Source organism: Bacillus multifaciens (assembly GCF_030756675.1).
GTDB lineage: Bacteria > Bacillota > Bacilli > Bacillales > Bacillaceae_G > Bacillus_A > Bacillus_A multifaciens.
In genome coordinates this window covers 1-13,811 of the sequence record NZ_JAVBXD010000065.1, presented here as the reverse complement: position 1 = coordinate 13,811, position 13,811 = coordinate 1, and the positions used below count along the sequence as shown (strand labels likewise).

The 13,811-nt window shown below is 36.3% G+C and carries 15 protein-coding genes and 1 pseudogene; 7 read left to right on the top strand and 9 right to left on the bottom strand.

The features are described 5' to 3' along the window. Nucleotides 1-424 precede the first annotated feature (424 nt). The 3 genes and pseudogenes from sigK to rpmG all read right to left on the bottom strand — a co-directional run. A complete protein-coding gene (gene sigK, locus Q9306_RS23475) occupies nucleotides 425-1,138 on the bottom strand; it encodes an RNA polymerase sporulation sigma factor SigK (RefSeq protein ID WP_035429877.1) in 714 nt (237 codons plus the stop codon). A gap of 118 nt (nucleotides 1,139-1,256) precedes the next feature. Next, a complete protein-coding gene (locus Q9306_RS23470) occupies nucleotides 1,257-2,738 on the bottom strand; it encodes a YcdB/YcdC domain-containing protein (protein ID WP_306202880.1) in 1,482 nt (493 codons plus the stop codon). 147 nt (nucleotides 2,739-2,885) lie between these two features. Further along, nucleotides 2,886-2,993: pseudogene (gene rpmG, locus Q9306_RS23465) on the bottom strand (50S ribosomal protein L33); the annotation flags it as partial. Between the two features lie 376 nt (nucleotides 2,994-3,369). Here rpmG and Q9306_RS23460 point away from each other — a divergent pair. Beyond that, nucleotides 3,370-4,020 carry a GTP pyrophosphokinase gene (locus Q9306_RS23460; RefSeq protein ID WP_306202878.1) on the top strand — a complete coding sequence of 217 codons (651 nt, stop codon included), beginning with the start codon at nucleotides 3,370-3,372 and terminating at the stop codon, nucleotides 4,018-4,020. A 156-nt stretch (nucleotides 4,021-4,176) separates the two neighbouring features. Here the strand turns inward: Q9306_RS23460 and Q9306_RS23455 are convergent, their stop codons facing one another. Together Q9306_RS23455 and Q9306_RS23450 are read right to left on the bottom strand one after the other, a co-directional pair. Then, nucleotides 4,177-4,656, bottom strand: coding sequence for a Cif family virulence factor (locus Q9306_RS23455; RefSeq protein ID WP_306202876.1), 480 nt, complete (start codon nucleotides 4,654-4,656; stop codon nucleotides 4,177-4,179). Nucleotides 4,657-4,710: 54 nt separating this feature from the next. Then, nucleotides 4,711-6,096, bottom strand: coding sequence for an alkaline phosphatase (locus Q9306_RS23450; protein WP_306202874.1), 1,386 nt, complete (start codon nucleotides 6,094-6,096; stop codon nucleotides 4,711-4,713). Nucleotides 6,097-6,332: 236 nt separating this feature from the next. Between Q9306_RS23450 and Q9306_RS23445 the strand changes: the two genes are divergently transcribed. Both Q9306_RS23445 and Q9306_RS23440 read left to right on the top strand, forming a co-directional pair. Next, nucleotides 6,333-7,172 carry a GNAT family N-acetyltransferase gene (locus Q9306_RS23445; RefSeq protein ID WP_306202872.1) on the top strand — a complete coding sequence of 280 codons (840 nt, stop codon included), beginning with the start codon at nucleotides 6,333-6,335 and terminating at the stop codon, nucleotides 7,170-7,172. A 15-nt stretch (nucleotides 7,173-7,187) separates the two neighbouring features. After that, on the top strand, nucleotides 7,188-8,066 hold the full coding sequence (locus Q9306_RS23440; RefSeq protein WP_306202869.1) for an alpha/beta fold hydrolase: 879 nt from the start codon (nucleotides 7,188-7,190) through the stop codon (nucleotides 8,064-8,066). Nucleotides 8,067-8,126: 60 nt separating this feature from the next. On the opposite strand, the gene Q9306_RS23435 is transcribed toward Q9306_RS23440, so the two are convergent. Then, complete coding sequence (locus tag Q9306_RS23435) at nucleotides 8,127-8,660, bottom strand: delta-aminolevulinic acid dehydratase (protein ID WP_306202867.1); 534 nt, start codon at nucleotides 8,658-8,660, stop codon at nucleotides 8,127-8,129. A 17-nt stretch (nucleotides 8,661-8,677) separates the two neighbouring features. Continuing rightward, a complete protein-coding gene (locus Q9306_RS23430) occupies nucleotides 8,678-9,253 on the bottom strand; it encodes a histidine phosphatase family protein (RefSeq protein ID WP_306202865.1) in 576 nt (191 codons plus the stop codon). A 215-nt stretch (nucleotides 9,254-9,468) separates the two neighbouring features. Between Q9306_RS23430 and Q9306_RS23425 the strand changes: the two genes are divergently transcribed. Continuing rightward, nucleotides 9,469-9,963, top strand: coding sequence for a GNAT family N-acetyltransferase (locus Q9306_RS23425; RefSeq protein ID WP_306202863.1), 495 nt, complete (start codon nucleotides 9,469-9,471; stop codon nucleotides 9,961-9,963). A gap of 157 nt (nucleotides 9,964-10,120) precedes the next feature. Here the strand turns inward: Q9306_RS23425 and Q9306_RS23420 are convergent, their stop codons facing one another. Continuing rightward, the gene (locus Q9306_RS23420; protein ID WP_306202861.1) at nucleotides 10,121-10,792 is read right to left on the bottom strand and encodes a hypothetical protein; all 672 of its coding nucleotides are present in this window, start codon (nucleotides 10,790-10,792) and stop codon (nucleotides 10,121-10,123) included. 9 nt (nucleotides 10,793-10,801) lie between these two features. Continuing rightward, nucleotides 10,802-11,113 carry a hypothetical protein gene (locus Q9306_RS23415; protein WP_306202859.1) on the bottom strand — a complete coding sequence of 104 codons (312 nt, stop codon included), beginning with the start codon at nucleotides 11,111-11,113 and terminating at the stop codon, nucleotides 10,802-10,804. 263 nt (nucleotides 11,114-11,376) lie between these two features. Between Q9306_RS23415 and Q9306_RS23410 the strand changes: the two genes are divergently transcribed. The 3 genes from Q9306_RS23410 (at nucleotide 11,377) to Q9306_RS23400 (ending at nucleotide 13,629) form a co-directional block, all read left to right on the top strand. Then, on the top strand, nucleotides 11,377-13,131 hold the full coding sequence (locus tag Q9306_RS23410; protein ID WP_306202857.1) for an aromatic amino acid hydroxylase: 1,755 nt from the start codon (nucleotides 11,377-11,379) through the stop codon (nucleotides 13,129-13,131). Beyond that, nucleotides 13,112-13,423 (top strand): 4a-hydroxytetrahydrobiopterin dehydratase, encoded by a 312-nt coding sequence (locus tag Q9306_RS23405; protein WP_306202883.1) that lies wholly within the window; start codon nucleotides 13,112-13,114, stop codon nucleotides 13,421-13,423. The genes Q9306_RS23410 and Q9306_RS23405 overlap by 20 nt, the downstream gene beginning before the upstream one ends. A gap of 71 nt (nucleotides 13,424-13,494) precedes the next feature. Beyond that, on the top strand, nucleotides 13,495-13,629 hold the full coding sequence (locus Q9306_RS23400; RefSeq protein ID WP_306202855.1) for a tRNA U-34 5-methylaminomethyl-2-thiouridine biosynthesis protein: 135 nt from the start codon (nucleotides 13,495-13,497) through the stop codon (nucleotides 13,627-13,629). The last annotated feature ends 182 nt before the right edge of the window (nucleotides 13,630-13,811 follow it).

The following is a 13,811-nucleotide window of genomic DNA, read 5'->3' as shown; positions in this document are numbered from 1 at the left end:
ATTCCTACTTTCAGTCAATCAGTTGTTGTTATCAAGTTGATAACCCTCCTACTTCATGCTTACACATTTATAAGGAAACGTGTCGCGCAAATAACACTTTTATATGCAACCCGTACACACTTTTGACACATTCACTATCGCTATATCCTGAAAATTCGTGATAATATTAATTTGTTGAACATGCCAAATTTCGACATTGCTCGATAATAATATCTCCCTTAGTAAATCCCTGTCCCCCAGGGATTTTTCCTTTTATTCATTACTTTTTATTTCACTAAATTTTTATCCTGAACAACATTGTCATCAAAGTAATTGTGTTTTCCGCTCATCAACACGAGTTACCTTCGCAGCTAAAATTATAAACTTGTAAAATATAGAACAAAAAAATACGGCTGTGAATCTACCACAGCCGTGCTAATTATCCTTAATATTTCCCCTTCTTCTCCTTCTCCGCACGAACAAATTCATGAAACATCTTCATTAACGCCCGCTTCTCAATACGCGATACATAGCTCCGCGATATACCTAGTGCCTTCGCAATCTCGCGCTGCGTTTTTTCTTTCTCCATGCCAAGACCAAATCGGTTCACAATGACTTCTTTTTCCCGTTCATCTAATATATCAATGTACTCTTTAATTTTCTCAAGTTCCATACTCAATTGAATCGTATCGATTACATCTTCTGATTCTGATTTTAAAATATCAATTAAGGAAATCTCATTCCCTTCTTTGTCCTGTCCAATTGGGTCATGAAGAGAAACGTCTTTTTTCGTTTTCTTTAATACACGTAAATGCATTAAAATCTCATTTTCAATACAACGAGCTGCATATGTTGCGAGTTTTGTTCCTTTTCCTTGCGAATAGCTTTCAATTGCTTTAATTAAGCCAATCGTACCGATGGAAATTAAATCTTCTGCATCTTCTCCTGTATTTTCAAATTTCTTCACAATATGTGCCACAAGACGTAAATTATGTTCGATGAGGAGATTTCTTGCATGCGCATCCCCTTGCTCCATAAGCTCTAAGTATTTCCTTTCCTCATCAGGCGACAACGGCTGTGGAAATGCATTATTTTTGACATACGATACAAAAACAAACATTTCACGAATCATATATCCAATTGCGGCGAACAGACTCAACCTCTTCACCTCCGCAAAAATAGTGGTCTTTACTATATGTATGTCGGCGAGGGGGTGTTTGTGTCTGTACAGCTTTATAGACAAAGCGAAAAACATTCCTTATCTAAATACAGTCATTTCAAACTTTCCACCAAATTGCTTTTCCTGTACTCGCATCTATATAGCGAATTTCTCGTCTATTGCTATAATCCCCATTGTACTCTTCATTGTTTTCTACTGTTGTTTGACTATAAATAAGTCGATACTGAGGGGGCTCTTGTTCACTTTCCTCAAACCACCTTAATTCTGCCTGAAGGGAATGGCAATATCGCTCTAACGCTTGCTCTTCACTCACTTTCGCTTCCTTGTCATAAGTGAGCAGCTTTTGAATAAGACTTTGCGGCGTACCACTATACGCTCTTATGTGGCCGGTTTCTCCATCTACAACGACGCGCACCAGCTCACCTTCTATTCGAACACCATTTACATATACGTAAAAATGAAAGTGTCCTGGATCTTCTTCAGCTGGATCATCTTGATTGCTCCAAACGCGAAGATGTTGCTCATAATTTGGAAGAACCTTTCCTAGAAATTGCAGCGCCTTTTCAAAACATTGTTCACGAGTTAATACAGGTTTTCCGTGGCGGTTTCCCCATTCATTGTATTCAAGCAACTCATTTGTTTCTTTATCCGTTTTCACGATAATCGACATTTCATACTGAAACATATGAAACGTTTTCTTCCAGTACGCATCGAAAGATTTGTCATTTCCTTCTGCATCCTCTTGTTTATCTGGTAACTTCGCCCAAACAATTGTCTTCTCTGCTTTCCCTTCTTCTTCACGTACTTTCGTCATGACATTCTTATCAATATTCAATAACCGATCAATATTTTCTTCTAGTTGCGGTTTCTCACTTAAAGCTGGCAATTCTTTTGTTTCAATCACATAATGATTACGATCATGCCAGTCTTCTCCAGTATGTACATCAATAAAAGCATGTGCAGGAATCGGTTCATATACAAGATAATAACCTTCTTCTATTTCGCCATCCTCCCATTCAAACAACGAATTCGAAAGCTGGATAAAGACAGGCTCCATACTCTGTCTTCGCTTCAACTGCTTTGTCACAACTTCTTTCTCCACAATAGAACTAGGCCACGATGGTTTTTTCTTTATGCCCTCGTTTCTAAATTTAATAACATTCCCATCTACATCAACTTCTACTACAAAACCTGTTCGAGGTAATGAATATCCACTTACTTCCTGCCTATATTCAATCACTATACTCTCTTTTCTTTCATTTATATAAATAACTGTACATTCTTTATATGTATGCGGTGCATGCTGCTGCAAAAATGCATCCGCAATGATTTTTCCTTGCTCTTTACTTACACTTAGCTTCTTTGAGGCGCATTCTTTATGTATAGATAATTCCATTAACTCTCCTGTTTCTTTTCGGAAACAAACTTGAATGTATCCTTCAGGATTCTCCTGTTTCTCCCACCATAATAAATGAACACCTTCATTTAGTTTTTCATCATCAACAACAAGTATATAATCATGTGGAATTGCAACGATATGTGCTACTTGTTGCACTCTTTTCCTATCTACTTGATTCATCATATTCCCCCTATGGTAAAAAATACATTTATATCATATCACACAAAATTATCTTTTTTTTGTATAAATGGGATTAGTAGGAATTATGGATTCCCTAAAAAGATCGTAATCCCTCCCAACAAAAAAACGACTAGAATTCCTAGTCGTCTACTTCGTTTCACGATGCAATGTTACTCGCTTTAACCGCGGGCAATATTTTTTTAGTTCAATACGTTCTGGGTTATTTCGCTTGTTTTTCTTTGTAATATAGCTTCTATGCATGGCCAGATGCTCTCGTCCTCCTCTAAAAAAAGGGGTTTTTATGTCGTTTTTTTAACTTGGATATATACTTGAATTGTAGTTTTATCACTTTTCCTAATTAGAGAGTAAAAGTACCTCAAAATCAAAGCGTATTGAAAATAATACAAAAAAGACAAAAAACTGAAACAATTAGTTCATACGAAATTCACATCAATCGATTAGTATAAGGAGTATACAGAGTTTACATACAATAAATTCCATAACAAAGGAGGGACATGTAATGAAAACACGTTATCGCTTTATGATCTCATCATTCGCAGCATGTGCGTATATGATTTGGTATTTAGTATAAACAACCTTATTTTCCAAATAAGAAAAAGGTGTGTAGAAAATGGAGTATAACCAAACAACAGTTGACTATTGGAAAGCATTTGTATTACCGTATACATTTGCTCTTGAAGAACTGAAAACAAAATTCGAAATTATGAACCGGGAAGCTCAGTTTCTAGAAGACTACAACCCGTTTGAACATATAAAAACACGATTAAAACAACCAAAAAGTATTATTAAAAAGCTAGAACGAAAAAACTTAGCACCAACTGTCGAAAACGCCCAACATCAGTTATTCGATATTATCGGTATTCGAATTACATGTTGTTTTGTGGAGGATATTTATTATTTAAAAAAAGTGATAGAAAAACGAACAGATATGGAAATCGTAGAAGTTAAAGATTATATTGAAACGCCAAAACCAAACGGCTATAAAAGTCTCCATATGATTATTAAGTATCCATTAGCATTAAATTCAGGAACACAAGATGTTTTTGCAGAAATACAATTACGCACATTAGCAATGGATTTCTGGGCAAGTTTAGAACATAAAATGTACTATAAATATGAAGGAAATATCCCTGAGTATTTAAAAAATGAATTACATGATGCTGCTATGAAGGCTGAAGAACTAGACAATAAGATGGCATCTATCCGTCAAGATATTGATGAAATTGAAGCGTGTTCCGAGCGCATTTTATTACCTGTGTAAAAGAAGTTCTCTATTTTAGAGAACTTCTTTTTTATCCCGCTATTCGTGGGCAGTAAAGGCTGGAAAAGAGCAGAGAAGAAAACTGCCCGTAAAAGTCTGATTGGGCGGGCTTTCCATCAGTGGGGGATGAAGCCCCCCACTGATGGAAGTTTCACTTTATCCTTCCCCAATCACACGCACATCTTCTATCTTCCATACATCATTTTCTTTCCCTACGGTGTAACGCACTTTCTTTTGAATAGATTCTTCTTTCTCTTTTGTTTCTACAACAGCATACTCTCCTTCAAAGTTTTCTACATTAAAATCCACTAGGGCGATTTTTTTATTCTTATTTTGAAACTTTGCTTGTTTTTGAGCTTTTGTATCCTCTAATCCTAATGATTTCGTTGAAAATAGTGCCATATGCCCTGCAAAGTCTTTCTCATTTATTGTTTGAATATAGGACTCTATTACCTTTTTAATTGCTTGTTCTTCTTTCTCTGGTATAAGCTTTGTTATCTTTTTATTTTTTTCTTCTTTATAAACCGTTTCTTCCTTTTTTATTGTATCTTTTTGCACTTTTTCTTGTGAGCTGCATCCGCATAATTGAAGACTTATGATCCCTACAATTCCCACTGTCTTTAGTATTCTTTTCATCTCTCTCCTCCAAAAAGAAAAAGCAAGGCAAAGAAGCCCCGCTTTTTCTCCATATTAGCGTCGACCTTTATTTGGGTCACCGCCGCCAATAATATCAAATACACGTTTTGCTAAATTTGTATTTTCTTGAACACCAGCAAATAAGTATTTTCCTGGTCCAAATGCATAGACACCAACATCTTCACCAGTATGCCCCTCTGTTGTCCATCCTGTGTAAGAACGCTTATTAAAGATTGCTTCAATTGCATTATCAATTTTTGTCACGTCTTTTGACGGTGCAACATCATTTACTGACTTCATTTCTTCTGGTGTTAATTCTAAATCAATATACTTTTTCAATGTTTCTTCAACACTCGCTCCTTTAGCGATTTCAGCCGCCATAAAGTCAGGTGTACGTTTTGCTGCTTTAATTGGTTTTACATCAAAGTTGTACTCACCTTTTGTTCCAAGAGAGAAGCCGCCAGTAGAATGGTCAGCAGTTGCGACAACTAATGTATGTTTATCTTTTTTCGCAAACTCAATTGCTGCCTTAAATGCTCTTTCAAAGTCTTCCATTTCACTCATCGCTGCAACTACGTCATTATCATGACCAGCCCAGTCAATTTGGCTACCTTCTACCATTAAGAAGAAACCATTTTTGTTTTTATTTAAACGATCGATCGCTGCATTTGTCATTTCTTCTAAAGAAGGTGCTTTATCATTGCGGTCAATCATCTTATCGAAACCACCTGGTGCAAATAAACCAAGAATTTGGTCACTCTTATCATTTAATAATTGCTGACGATCCGTTACATAGCTATAACCATCTTTTTTAAATTCTTCTGTAAGATTGCGATCTTTTCTTACAAAGTTATTTACACCGCCGCCAAGAAGAACGTCTACTTTATGCTTACCGTTAATTTTTTCATCGAAGTAATCATTTCCAATTGCATCCATATTTTTTCGACTCACATCATGTGCACCGAAAGCTGCTGGCGTTGCATGCGTAATTTCAGAAGTTGCAACTAAACCTGTAGATTTCCCGCGTTCTTTCGCTTGCTCTAGTACTGTCTTCACGTTTGTTTTATCATTATCCACCGCTATAGCTGCATTATATGTTTTAACCCCTGCTGACATTGCAGTAGCTGCAGAAGCTGAGTCTGTAATATTTTGATGCTCATCTTCTGGATATGTAACCTGTGTTCCTACAAGGTGTTTATCAAATTCCGTTTGCTCCATTTCAAATGTTTTTGGGTTATCCTTCATATAACGATGTGCTGTCATATAAGAAGGTCCCATTCCATCTCCAATTAAGACAATGACATTTTTAATCTTTGCATCATTCTCTTTTTCATCCGCCTTAATGACATCTGAACGCGTCATATTCCATGTGACAACGGAAGTAAGTGCTAACGATGAAACAACTGCAAATGGCCATGCTTTCTTCATAAATTTTTTCACTTTATAAGTCCCCCTAAATTGTTAATTCATTTCCCATTACCCACTGTAATGGAAAACTGTTAAGGTAAAATTAGAAAAATGTAAATGTTTTGTTAATTGTTGGTGATTATCGTTACAATGTGTATTTCTTTGTCGCTTTATTTCTTGACCTTGCATTATTTTTTCATGTGAAACTGAATGTTTTAAATTCATATGCTAAAATGGATTAGCACATGGAAATATAAGGGGGATAATATATGAAAGTAAAAATATTAAATCAATCTGATATTTCACAGCTATTATCTCTTTGTGATGCTGTAGGATGGTTACACGATATTTCGTTTATGAAGGAACAATTCGAGACCTTCCTTTCCGTCGGTACTTTATTTGGGCATGATAACGAAGGTCAGCTCGTCTCTTGTATTGCTGTTTTTCCATATAAAACAGGATTTACTTCTCTTGGTATGCTTATTGTGCATCCAGATTTTCAGCGAAAAGGATTAGGAGGTTCTTTATTAAATATTTGTATGAAAGAGGTCCCGCCATTACAACCTGTTACACTCATTGCAACGGATGCTGGTGCTCCTTTATATCATGCATATGGATTTACTACAGTTACTTCTATTCATCGACTAGAACGAAATAGGACAACAATAACACCGGTTTCCTTTCCTACTCATACAATCACCAGTCAAGATCTTAACGCACTCATTCAATTCGATTACATAGCAAGCAGTGCTCATCGCCCTCAACTGTATTCAGTTCTGTTACATAGAGCACACCTTGCATTAAAAATAGAAAAAAATGATAGACTCGAAGCTTTCGCGTTATGTATCCGAAAAGGAGATACCTTATGTGTTACTCCCCTTATTGCTAGCAATGAAGAGGATGCCTTGCATTTACTGCTATCCATATGTAACAAATGGAACGGAACCGTTCGTATTGATGTTCCACATACACAAAAAAGCTTTAGAGATAAACTGTTATCATTTGAGTTTGAAGAAACGCTGCTTTCTCCTTTCATGATCAAAAACGGAGAAGCTCTCCCTGGTAAGCGTGATTTTATATTCGCCATGATGGATGCAGCACTATGCTAGAAAGGGGAAAACATTTTGAAACGATGGAAGCTTTACATGCTCAGTTGTATTATTCTCACAACATTAACGAGCTGCAGTACAATCGAAAAGCAAACAAAACAAGCAACTCACGTAAAAGAAACAATTGAAACGAAACTAGAAACGAAAGAAAAAATGATTGAAATTGATGGACAAACTATTTACTTCAAACAAATCGGTAAAAATAAACCACCTTTACTTATGCTTCATGGATTTGGAGGTTCATCAAATGGATTTAGTGATATTTATCCCGATTTAGCAAAAAATCATACCGTTATCGCTGTCGATATTTTGGGTTTCGGTCATTCCTCAAAACCGATGGATTTTCGTTATTCCTTTCCAAACCAAGCGAACTTATATTATAAATTAATGAAAAAATTAGGCTATGATACATTCGCTATATTAGGACACTCTATGGGCGGAGAAATTTCTTTAAATTTAACGTACTTATACCCAGATGCAGTAACTCACCTTATTTTAACGGATGCAATAGGAGCAGAAACTTTACAGCACGGGAAAGGATCTCCAAAACCCAAATTATCAAATGATTTAAATACAGTCTCTACTCCGAAAGAATTTCGCGAAGAAGAGGTAAAGAATAATCGTGACGATACAGCACATCATGACGAGCTCGGCAAAATGTGGCCGCGTCGTTTACGCCTTAACGCAGATGAAATCCAATTGCCAACGTTACTTATTTGGGGAAGACACGATCAAAGCGTTGCCTGGCAAAAAGGCGAAACGTATCATCAATTCTTAAAAAACAGTACATTTCATATTATCGAAGAAGGTGAACATGCACCGTTTCGTCAACAGCCGAAAGAGTTTATGCAGTATGTTGATGAATTTTTTAAACAACACCCTAATACTAAATAACAGACATCAAACATATACCTGCAAGAGAAACGTGCTAATTTAAATTAGCACGTTTTCTTATTACGTATATAATTGAAATGTCCTCGTTTCGTCATCTAACAAATTTGCTTCTTCAAATGCAGCATAAATCGTTTGTTCATGGTTCATCATTCCATAAAACAAACGGATCAAGAACATTAGCGCAGCATTCCCATCTACATAATCTATTGAACCTATATACACGTTCGCACCGCTATTTAAAAATGCTTCTGCTAATGCTTTATCCCCTAGTGTACATCCACTATTTATAACACTTCTATGATGTAATCTTGCATACTGCTTCACTTCTGCTACACCAAAATTACCTTTTGGTTCATTCTCCTCATACACATCTTCTCCGAGCTCATCCATGATGAATTCTCCTTCATCGCCATGAAAACATAACACAATATACTCCATATCTTCATATAAACTTTTTCCAGAAAGAACATCGATAAAATCTTTTGGCCTTCCAATATAATATGTCACCACTCTTGCTCCAAAATACTCAAGAGCTTCTCGCAACGCTTGACCTTCCTTACCAGAATCATAGCCAATTACTAATGCAACATTCATTGAAATTCCCCCATATCTTATAGTTTTATCTCGTATACCCCGGTCTCCTCTAAAAAATCTTCCCTCGTCAACACCTGGTTCATCACATATTGCCTATATGCTGTAATCGTTCCATCATGAGAAACAATTGCCACACGTGATACTTCTAACGTTTCACACCATTCTATGAAGCTACTAGCAGCTTTATAAAATGCAGACTCTACAATCGTATTAATCCCATTTCTCCATAACTCTTCATTCCGTTCTTCTGCTAATAAAAATTGAGGAAATAACTGTTGAACATTCTTTTGACTTAACATCTTGTCACAAGGCAATGTTCTTGCTCCTTCTCGATATGGAAAAATACGTGGTGAAATATACGGATGAACAACTCTCCTACAAGCAACTTGCTCACTCCATATCGTAGCTGTCTGTAATGTTCGGATCGTTGGGCTTGCAATCAATATATCACTCTCACATAGAGACAGTTTTTCTCGCAGTGCTAATGCCTGCTCTCTCCCTTTATCTGTAAGGGATGGGTGTTCCATTCGCAAACTGTCTGGCAGATTGTTTGTATGCTCTCCTTCTCCGTGCCTTACAAAAATAAGCTTCATATAAAAACCCTTTCTATTTCATATTAAAACGAACTCTCTCCTTCACTTTATCCTTCTCCTCTTTACAAAAAAATCCTCTCTTTATGTAAAAGAGAGGATCAACGTATATATAAATTTAAGGGGGAAACAGAGTAAGATAGTTCCAACCTTACAGGAGTTAAGCATCTATACAACGAATGTAATACGTTACATAAAAATAGAAATGAGTGATAACAATGATTCGCGAAATTATAGAAGCAGAGGCAGCTCCTTTTTTGAAACTATGTCAAACCATTGATCAAGAAACAGATTTTATGTTATTTGAACCTAATGAGCGAAACTTTACGATTGAAAAGCAAAAATCTATGATTCAATCTCTTCTCTCTCCTCATAATTCAACGCTTCTAGTAGCAGAGAAAGATGAGCAACTTGTTGGATATATAATTGCTCGAGGCGGAGCAGTAAAGCGAAAGCAACATGCTGCATATTTAGTCATTGGCGTACTTCAGCAATATGGCGGTCAAGGAATCGGTACACAATTACTTCATGAAATTGAAAGATGGGCCCGCGCACAACAATTACTGCGTCTAGAATTAACAGTCATGTCTCATAACGAAAGAGCGATTGCATTATATAAAAAGATGGGATTTGTTATGGAAGGTGAAGCAGTATATGGTGTAATTGTTGATGGACAGCCCAGAAATGAATATTATATGGCGAAAATCTTATAAAAGACTTAGGTGATCCAAAGTGAACTCTTTTTTTATCGAATTTTACCTCATTCACAATATGAAATTCAATGGATACAACGCTGCATAAATGCCGAAAAATCTATGACAAACTATACACTCTTTTAATATGCGTCTCTTCCAACAGAGAACGCATATTTTATTCTTTTACCGATACTACATTTTCCCAATCTCGTTTCTCATAATAGTTTGCTGCTTCGTCTATATTGTGAATCCATTTTCTCGCTTGTGAACCGTCTGCATTGGCAATCCACATATCAGCTTGCTCTCCGTTAGAGCGTATCCATAGGATTTGATTTTTGTGTGTAATATAGTATGGATAATAATCTCCGTATCCTTTTGATGGGGTTGTTATTTGAAGTTGCTGTGCATTCGCAACATTGATTTGATATAGTGAAGGCTTTGGACGTTGCTTTGGATCATTGGACCACTTTGCTTCCTTTGCTCTGGAAATTGTAATCAAAGTATTATCGTTCCAAGTAAAATCCCAATCAACATAACCTCTTGGAGTGAAAGTAGTTTGCTTAAAAGCAGGAAGATCTTTTAATTTTAAATGTTTATTTTCGACGATAAAGCGTCCTTCTCCTTCTATGTATGCAAGAATATTTTTTGACGGGGCCCATTGAAACCACTTTGGATTCGCGATATGTTCTCCTTTTGTTACCTGCTTTTCTTTTCCATTTATTTTTATCCAAAGATTATGATTACGAATAAAAGCGACTTGTACTGGTACACTTTCCGCATAACTACTTGAAACCGCGCCAAAGAAAACAAAAACAAATATGAAAAACTGAAACAGATTCTTAAGCATATGAATACCTCACTTTATAAGCTTTGCAATTCTCTGCATTCCTTTTATGAAAAATAGCATGCTAATTCCCCATGATGAGCCGGAAAGTCCAATATAAAGTGAATTATATTCCGACCCAAACCTCTCTCCAACAGGCGGTTCTTGTAAAATATGTATCCAAGCTGCAATCCCAAAACTTAGAAATATAAGATGACTAAAAAACCATCCATATACACTACATTTTGTTTTCCACCATAGCAGTGCAGCAATAACAAAAGACAACATTAAAAAGATTGTTGCCCCGTGTATTAATAATGCTAATATCTCTTGCTCCATTGCCATAATTATCCCCTATCTTTTTCTTATAGCATTTCGCTACTCAACCGAAGAGTATGCAACATTTATTAAAAACAAATCTTTATCACGTTCACCTAAAAAAATTACAAGTGAGTTAGTACTACAATTTTTTTTATTTGCACCAAAAGAAATGTTAAACAATTCGGAATCTTGTGATAAAATTAAAAGCGCTTACATCATTTTGAAAGGAGTGATGTGCAATACCACATGTAACATCTTATTTTTTCATTTAAAAGGAGGATGTATATATGACAAAAAAAACAGAAATTCCATCACATTTAAAACCGTATGTATCAAAGCAGCATTACGATCAATACACACCAGTTGATCATGCTGTATGGCGCTACATTATGAGACAAAATCATAACTTTTTAAAAGACGTTGCACATCCAGCTTATGTAAACGGATTGCAATCTTCCGGGATTAACATAGACTCCATTCCAAAGGTAGAAGAAATGAATGATTGTTTAGCACCGAGCGGTTGGGGCGCTGTTACAATTGACGGATTAATTCCTGGCGTAGCATTCTTTGATTTCCAAGGACATGGCCTTCTTCCCATTGCGACAGATATTCGCAAAGTGGAAAACATTGAGTATACACCAGCTCCAGATATCGTTCACGAAGCAGCTGGTCATGCCCCCATTTTACTCGATCCTACATATGCAAAGTACGTGAAATTATTTGGGAAGATTGGAGCAAAAGCTTTCTCTACAAAAGAAGAACACGAATTATTTGAAGCGATTCGCCAATTAACGATTGTAAAAGAAAGCCGCACATCTACTCCAGAAGAAGTTATAGCAGCGGAAAAAGAAGTAGCAGAAAAACAAAAGCATATTTCCGGTCTATCAGAAGCAGAACAAATCTCACGTCTATTTTGGTGGACAGTAGAATACGGGCTAATTGGCGATCTGCAAAAACCAAAAATTTACGGTGCTGGTCTCCTTTCCTCTGTTGGTGAAAGTAAGCATTGTTTAACTGATGCAGTCAAAAAAGTACCTTTCTCCATTGAAGCATGTATTCAAACAACTTACGATGTAACGAAAATGCAGCCGCAACTCTTTGTTTGTCAGTCGTTTGAAGAACTTATTGATTCACTTGAAGCATTCTCAAAAACAATGGCATTCAAATTAGGCGGTACAGAAAGCTTAGATAAAGCACTCCGCTCTGAAAATATAGCAACAGTAGAACTAAACAGCGGATTGCAAATTACAGGAACGCTCGCTGAAATCATTAAAGATGAAAACGGCGAAGCAATTTATATGAAAACAAATAGCCAAACGGCATTAGCAATTCACCATACACAATTGCAAAATCACTCTACAGCTGTACATCAAGACGGTTTCGGTACACCAATTGGCTTATTGCAAAATGATCTCGCATTAGAGTCTTGTACTGATGAAGAATTACGCACATTAGGAATCATTATTGGTAATAGGGCTGAGCTTATTTTTAAAAGTGACGTACACGTAACAGGAACAGTAAGCGATATAATTAGAAATAAGGAAAAAGTCGCTGTTATTTCGTTTACAAATTGTACAGTAACACTGAAAGACCGCTTATTATTTGATACATCATGGGGTACATTTGACATGGTAGTTGGTTCGGCTATTACTTCTGTATTCCCTGGGGCAGCAGATCCAGCAGCATTCTTCCAGGTGGATGACGAAGAAGAAACAACACCTGCACCTCGTATTCAATCAGAACTAGAAAACATGTACGAAACAGTTCGTAACATTCGGGGTGACGGTTCACTACATGAGCAGCACACAGAACAGCTTGTCGCGATTTATCACGTACTAGAACGATTTTATAAAAAAGAATGGCTATTGCGACTTGAAATTTTAGAGTTGTTACAAGAACATAATGTGGAGAAGCCAGAACGTGCAACATTGTTTCAACAACTTTCATCCTTTACAGATAATGAAGCTGTGCAGCGTTTAATCAATAATGGACTTGCTTTACTCCCAATAAAGGATGTGAAAAATAATGCAACGACTAACTAATGAAGAAGTACAAGAAGAGTTAATGAAGTTGAATAAATGGACAATAAAAGATGAAAAATGGATTGAACGAAAATATATGTTCTCTGATTATTTAAAAGGTGTAGAATTTGTTTCTGAAGCGGCCAAACTATCAGAAGAACGCAATCACCACCCATTTATCCTGATCCAGTATAAAGCAGTTATCATTACATTGTCTTCATGGAATGCAAAAGGCTTAACAAAACTCGATTTCGAAATGGCAAAGCAGTTTGATGAGATGTTTTTACAGAATGAAAAAGCGATAGTACGATAATTTACAGTGAACCAGACAGAAACTTTTCTGCTGGTTCTTTTCCTGTAACAAAACATATAGGAGGCATATAATTGAAAGACCTTACTCTACTTTTTCTCGGTGCATTTGTTGGTTGGCTGATTATTGGTTTCTTCACAGACAACTACAATTCGAGTAACTTATTTCTTTTCATACTAGGTGGAATTTCTGGTTATCAAATTATATGAATTCATTTTGATTTTCCGACATATAGATTGCTGCTATGCAGAAAAAAAGGAGCTTCCACTCGCTTTCTCCCTTTGTTTTCACTTCGCATGTGGCAGGAAAAGGCACTGACCGCTTCTATGCATGGACAGATGCTCTCGCCCACCTATAAAAAGATGGTTTTATGTCGGTTTTTTAATTCGTA

Bases quoted from the DNA above. Each gene is read 5' to 3' on its own strand.
- Q9306_RS23410 (WP_306202857.1), top strand. From the start codon at position 11,377: ATGACAAAAAAAACAGAAATTCCATCACATTTAAAACCGTATGTATCA.
- Q9306_RS23445 (WP_306202872.1), top strand. From the start codon at position 6,333: ATGAAAGTAAAAATATTAAATCAATCTGATATTTCACAGCTATTATCT.
- Q9306_RS23415 (WP_306202859.1), bottom strand. From the start codon at position 11,113: ATGGCAATGGAGCAAGAGATATTAGCATTATTAATACACGGGGCAACA.
- Q9306_RS23460 (WP_306202878.1), top strand. From the start codon at position 3,370: ATGGAGTATAACCAAACAACAGTTGACTATTGGAAAGCATTTGTATTA.
- Q9306_RS23435 (WP_306202867.1), bottom strand. From the start codon at position 8,660: ATGAATGTTGCATTAGTAATTGGCTATGATTCTGGTAAGGAAGGTCAA.
- Q9306_RS23430 (WP_306202865.1), bottom strand. From the start codon at position 9,253: ATGAAGCTTATTTTTGTAAGGCACGGAGAAGGAGAGCATACAAACAAT.
- Q9306_RS23420 (WP_306202861.1), bottom strand. From the start codon at position 10,792: ATGCTTAAGAATCTGTTTCAGTTTTTCATATTTGTTTTTGTTTTCTTT.
- Q9306_RS23425 (WP_306202863.1), top strand. From the start codon at position 9,469: ATGATTCGCGAAATTATAGAAGCAGAGGCAGCTCCTTTTTTGAAACTA.
- Q9306_RS23470 (WP_306202880.1), bottom strand. From the start codon at position 2,738: ATGAATCAAGTAGATAGGAAAAGAGTGCAACAAGTAGCACATATCGTT.
- Q9306_RS23455 (WP_306202876.1), bottom strand. From the start codon at position 4,656: ATGAAAAGAATACTAAAGACAGTGGGAATTGTAGGGATCATAAGTCTT.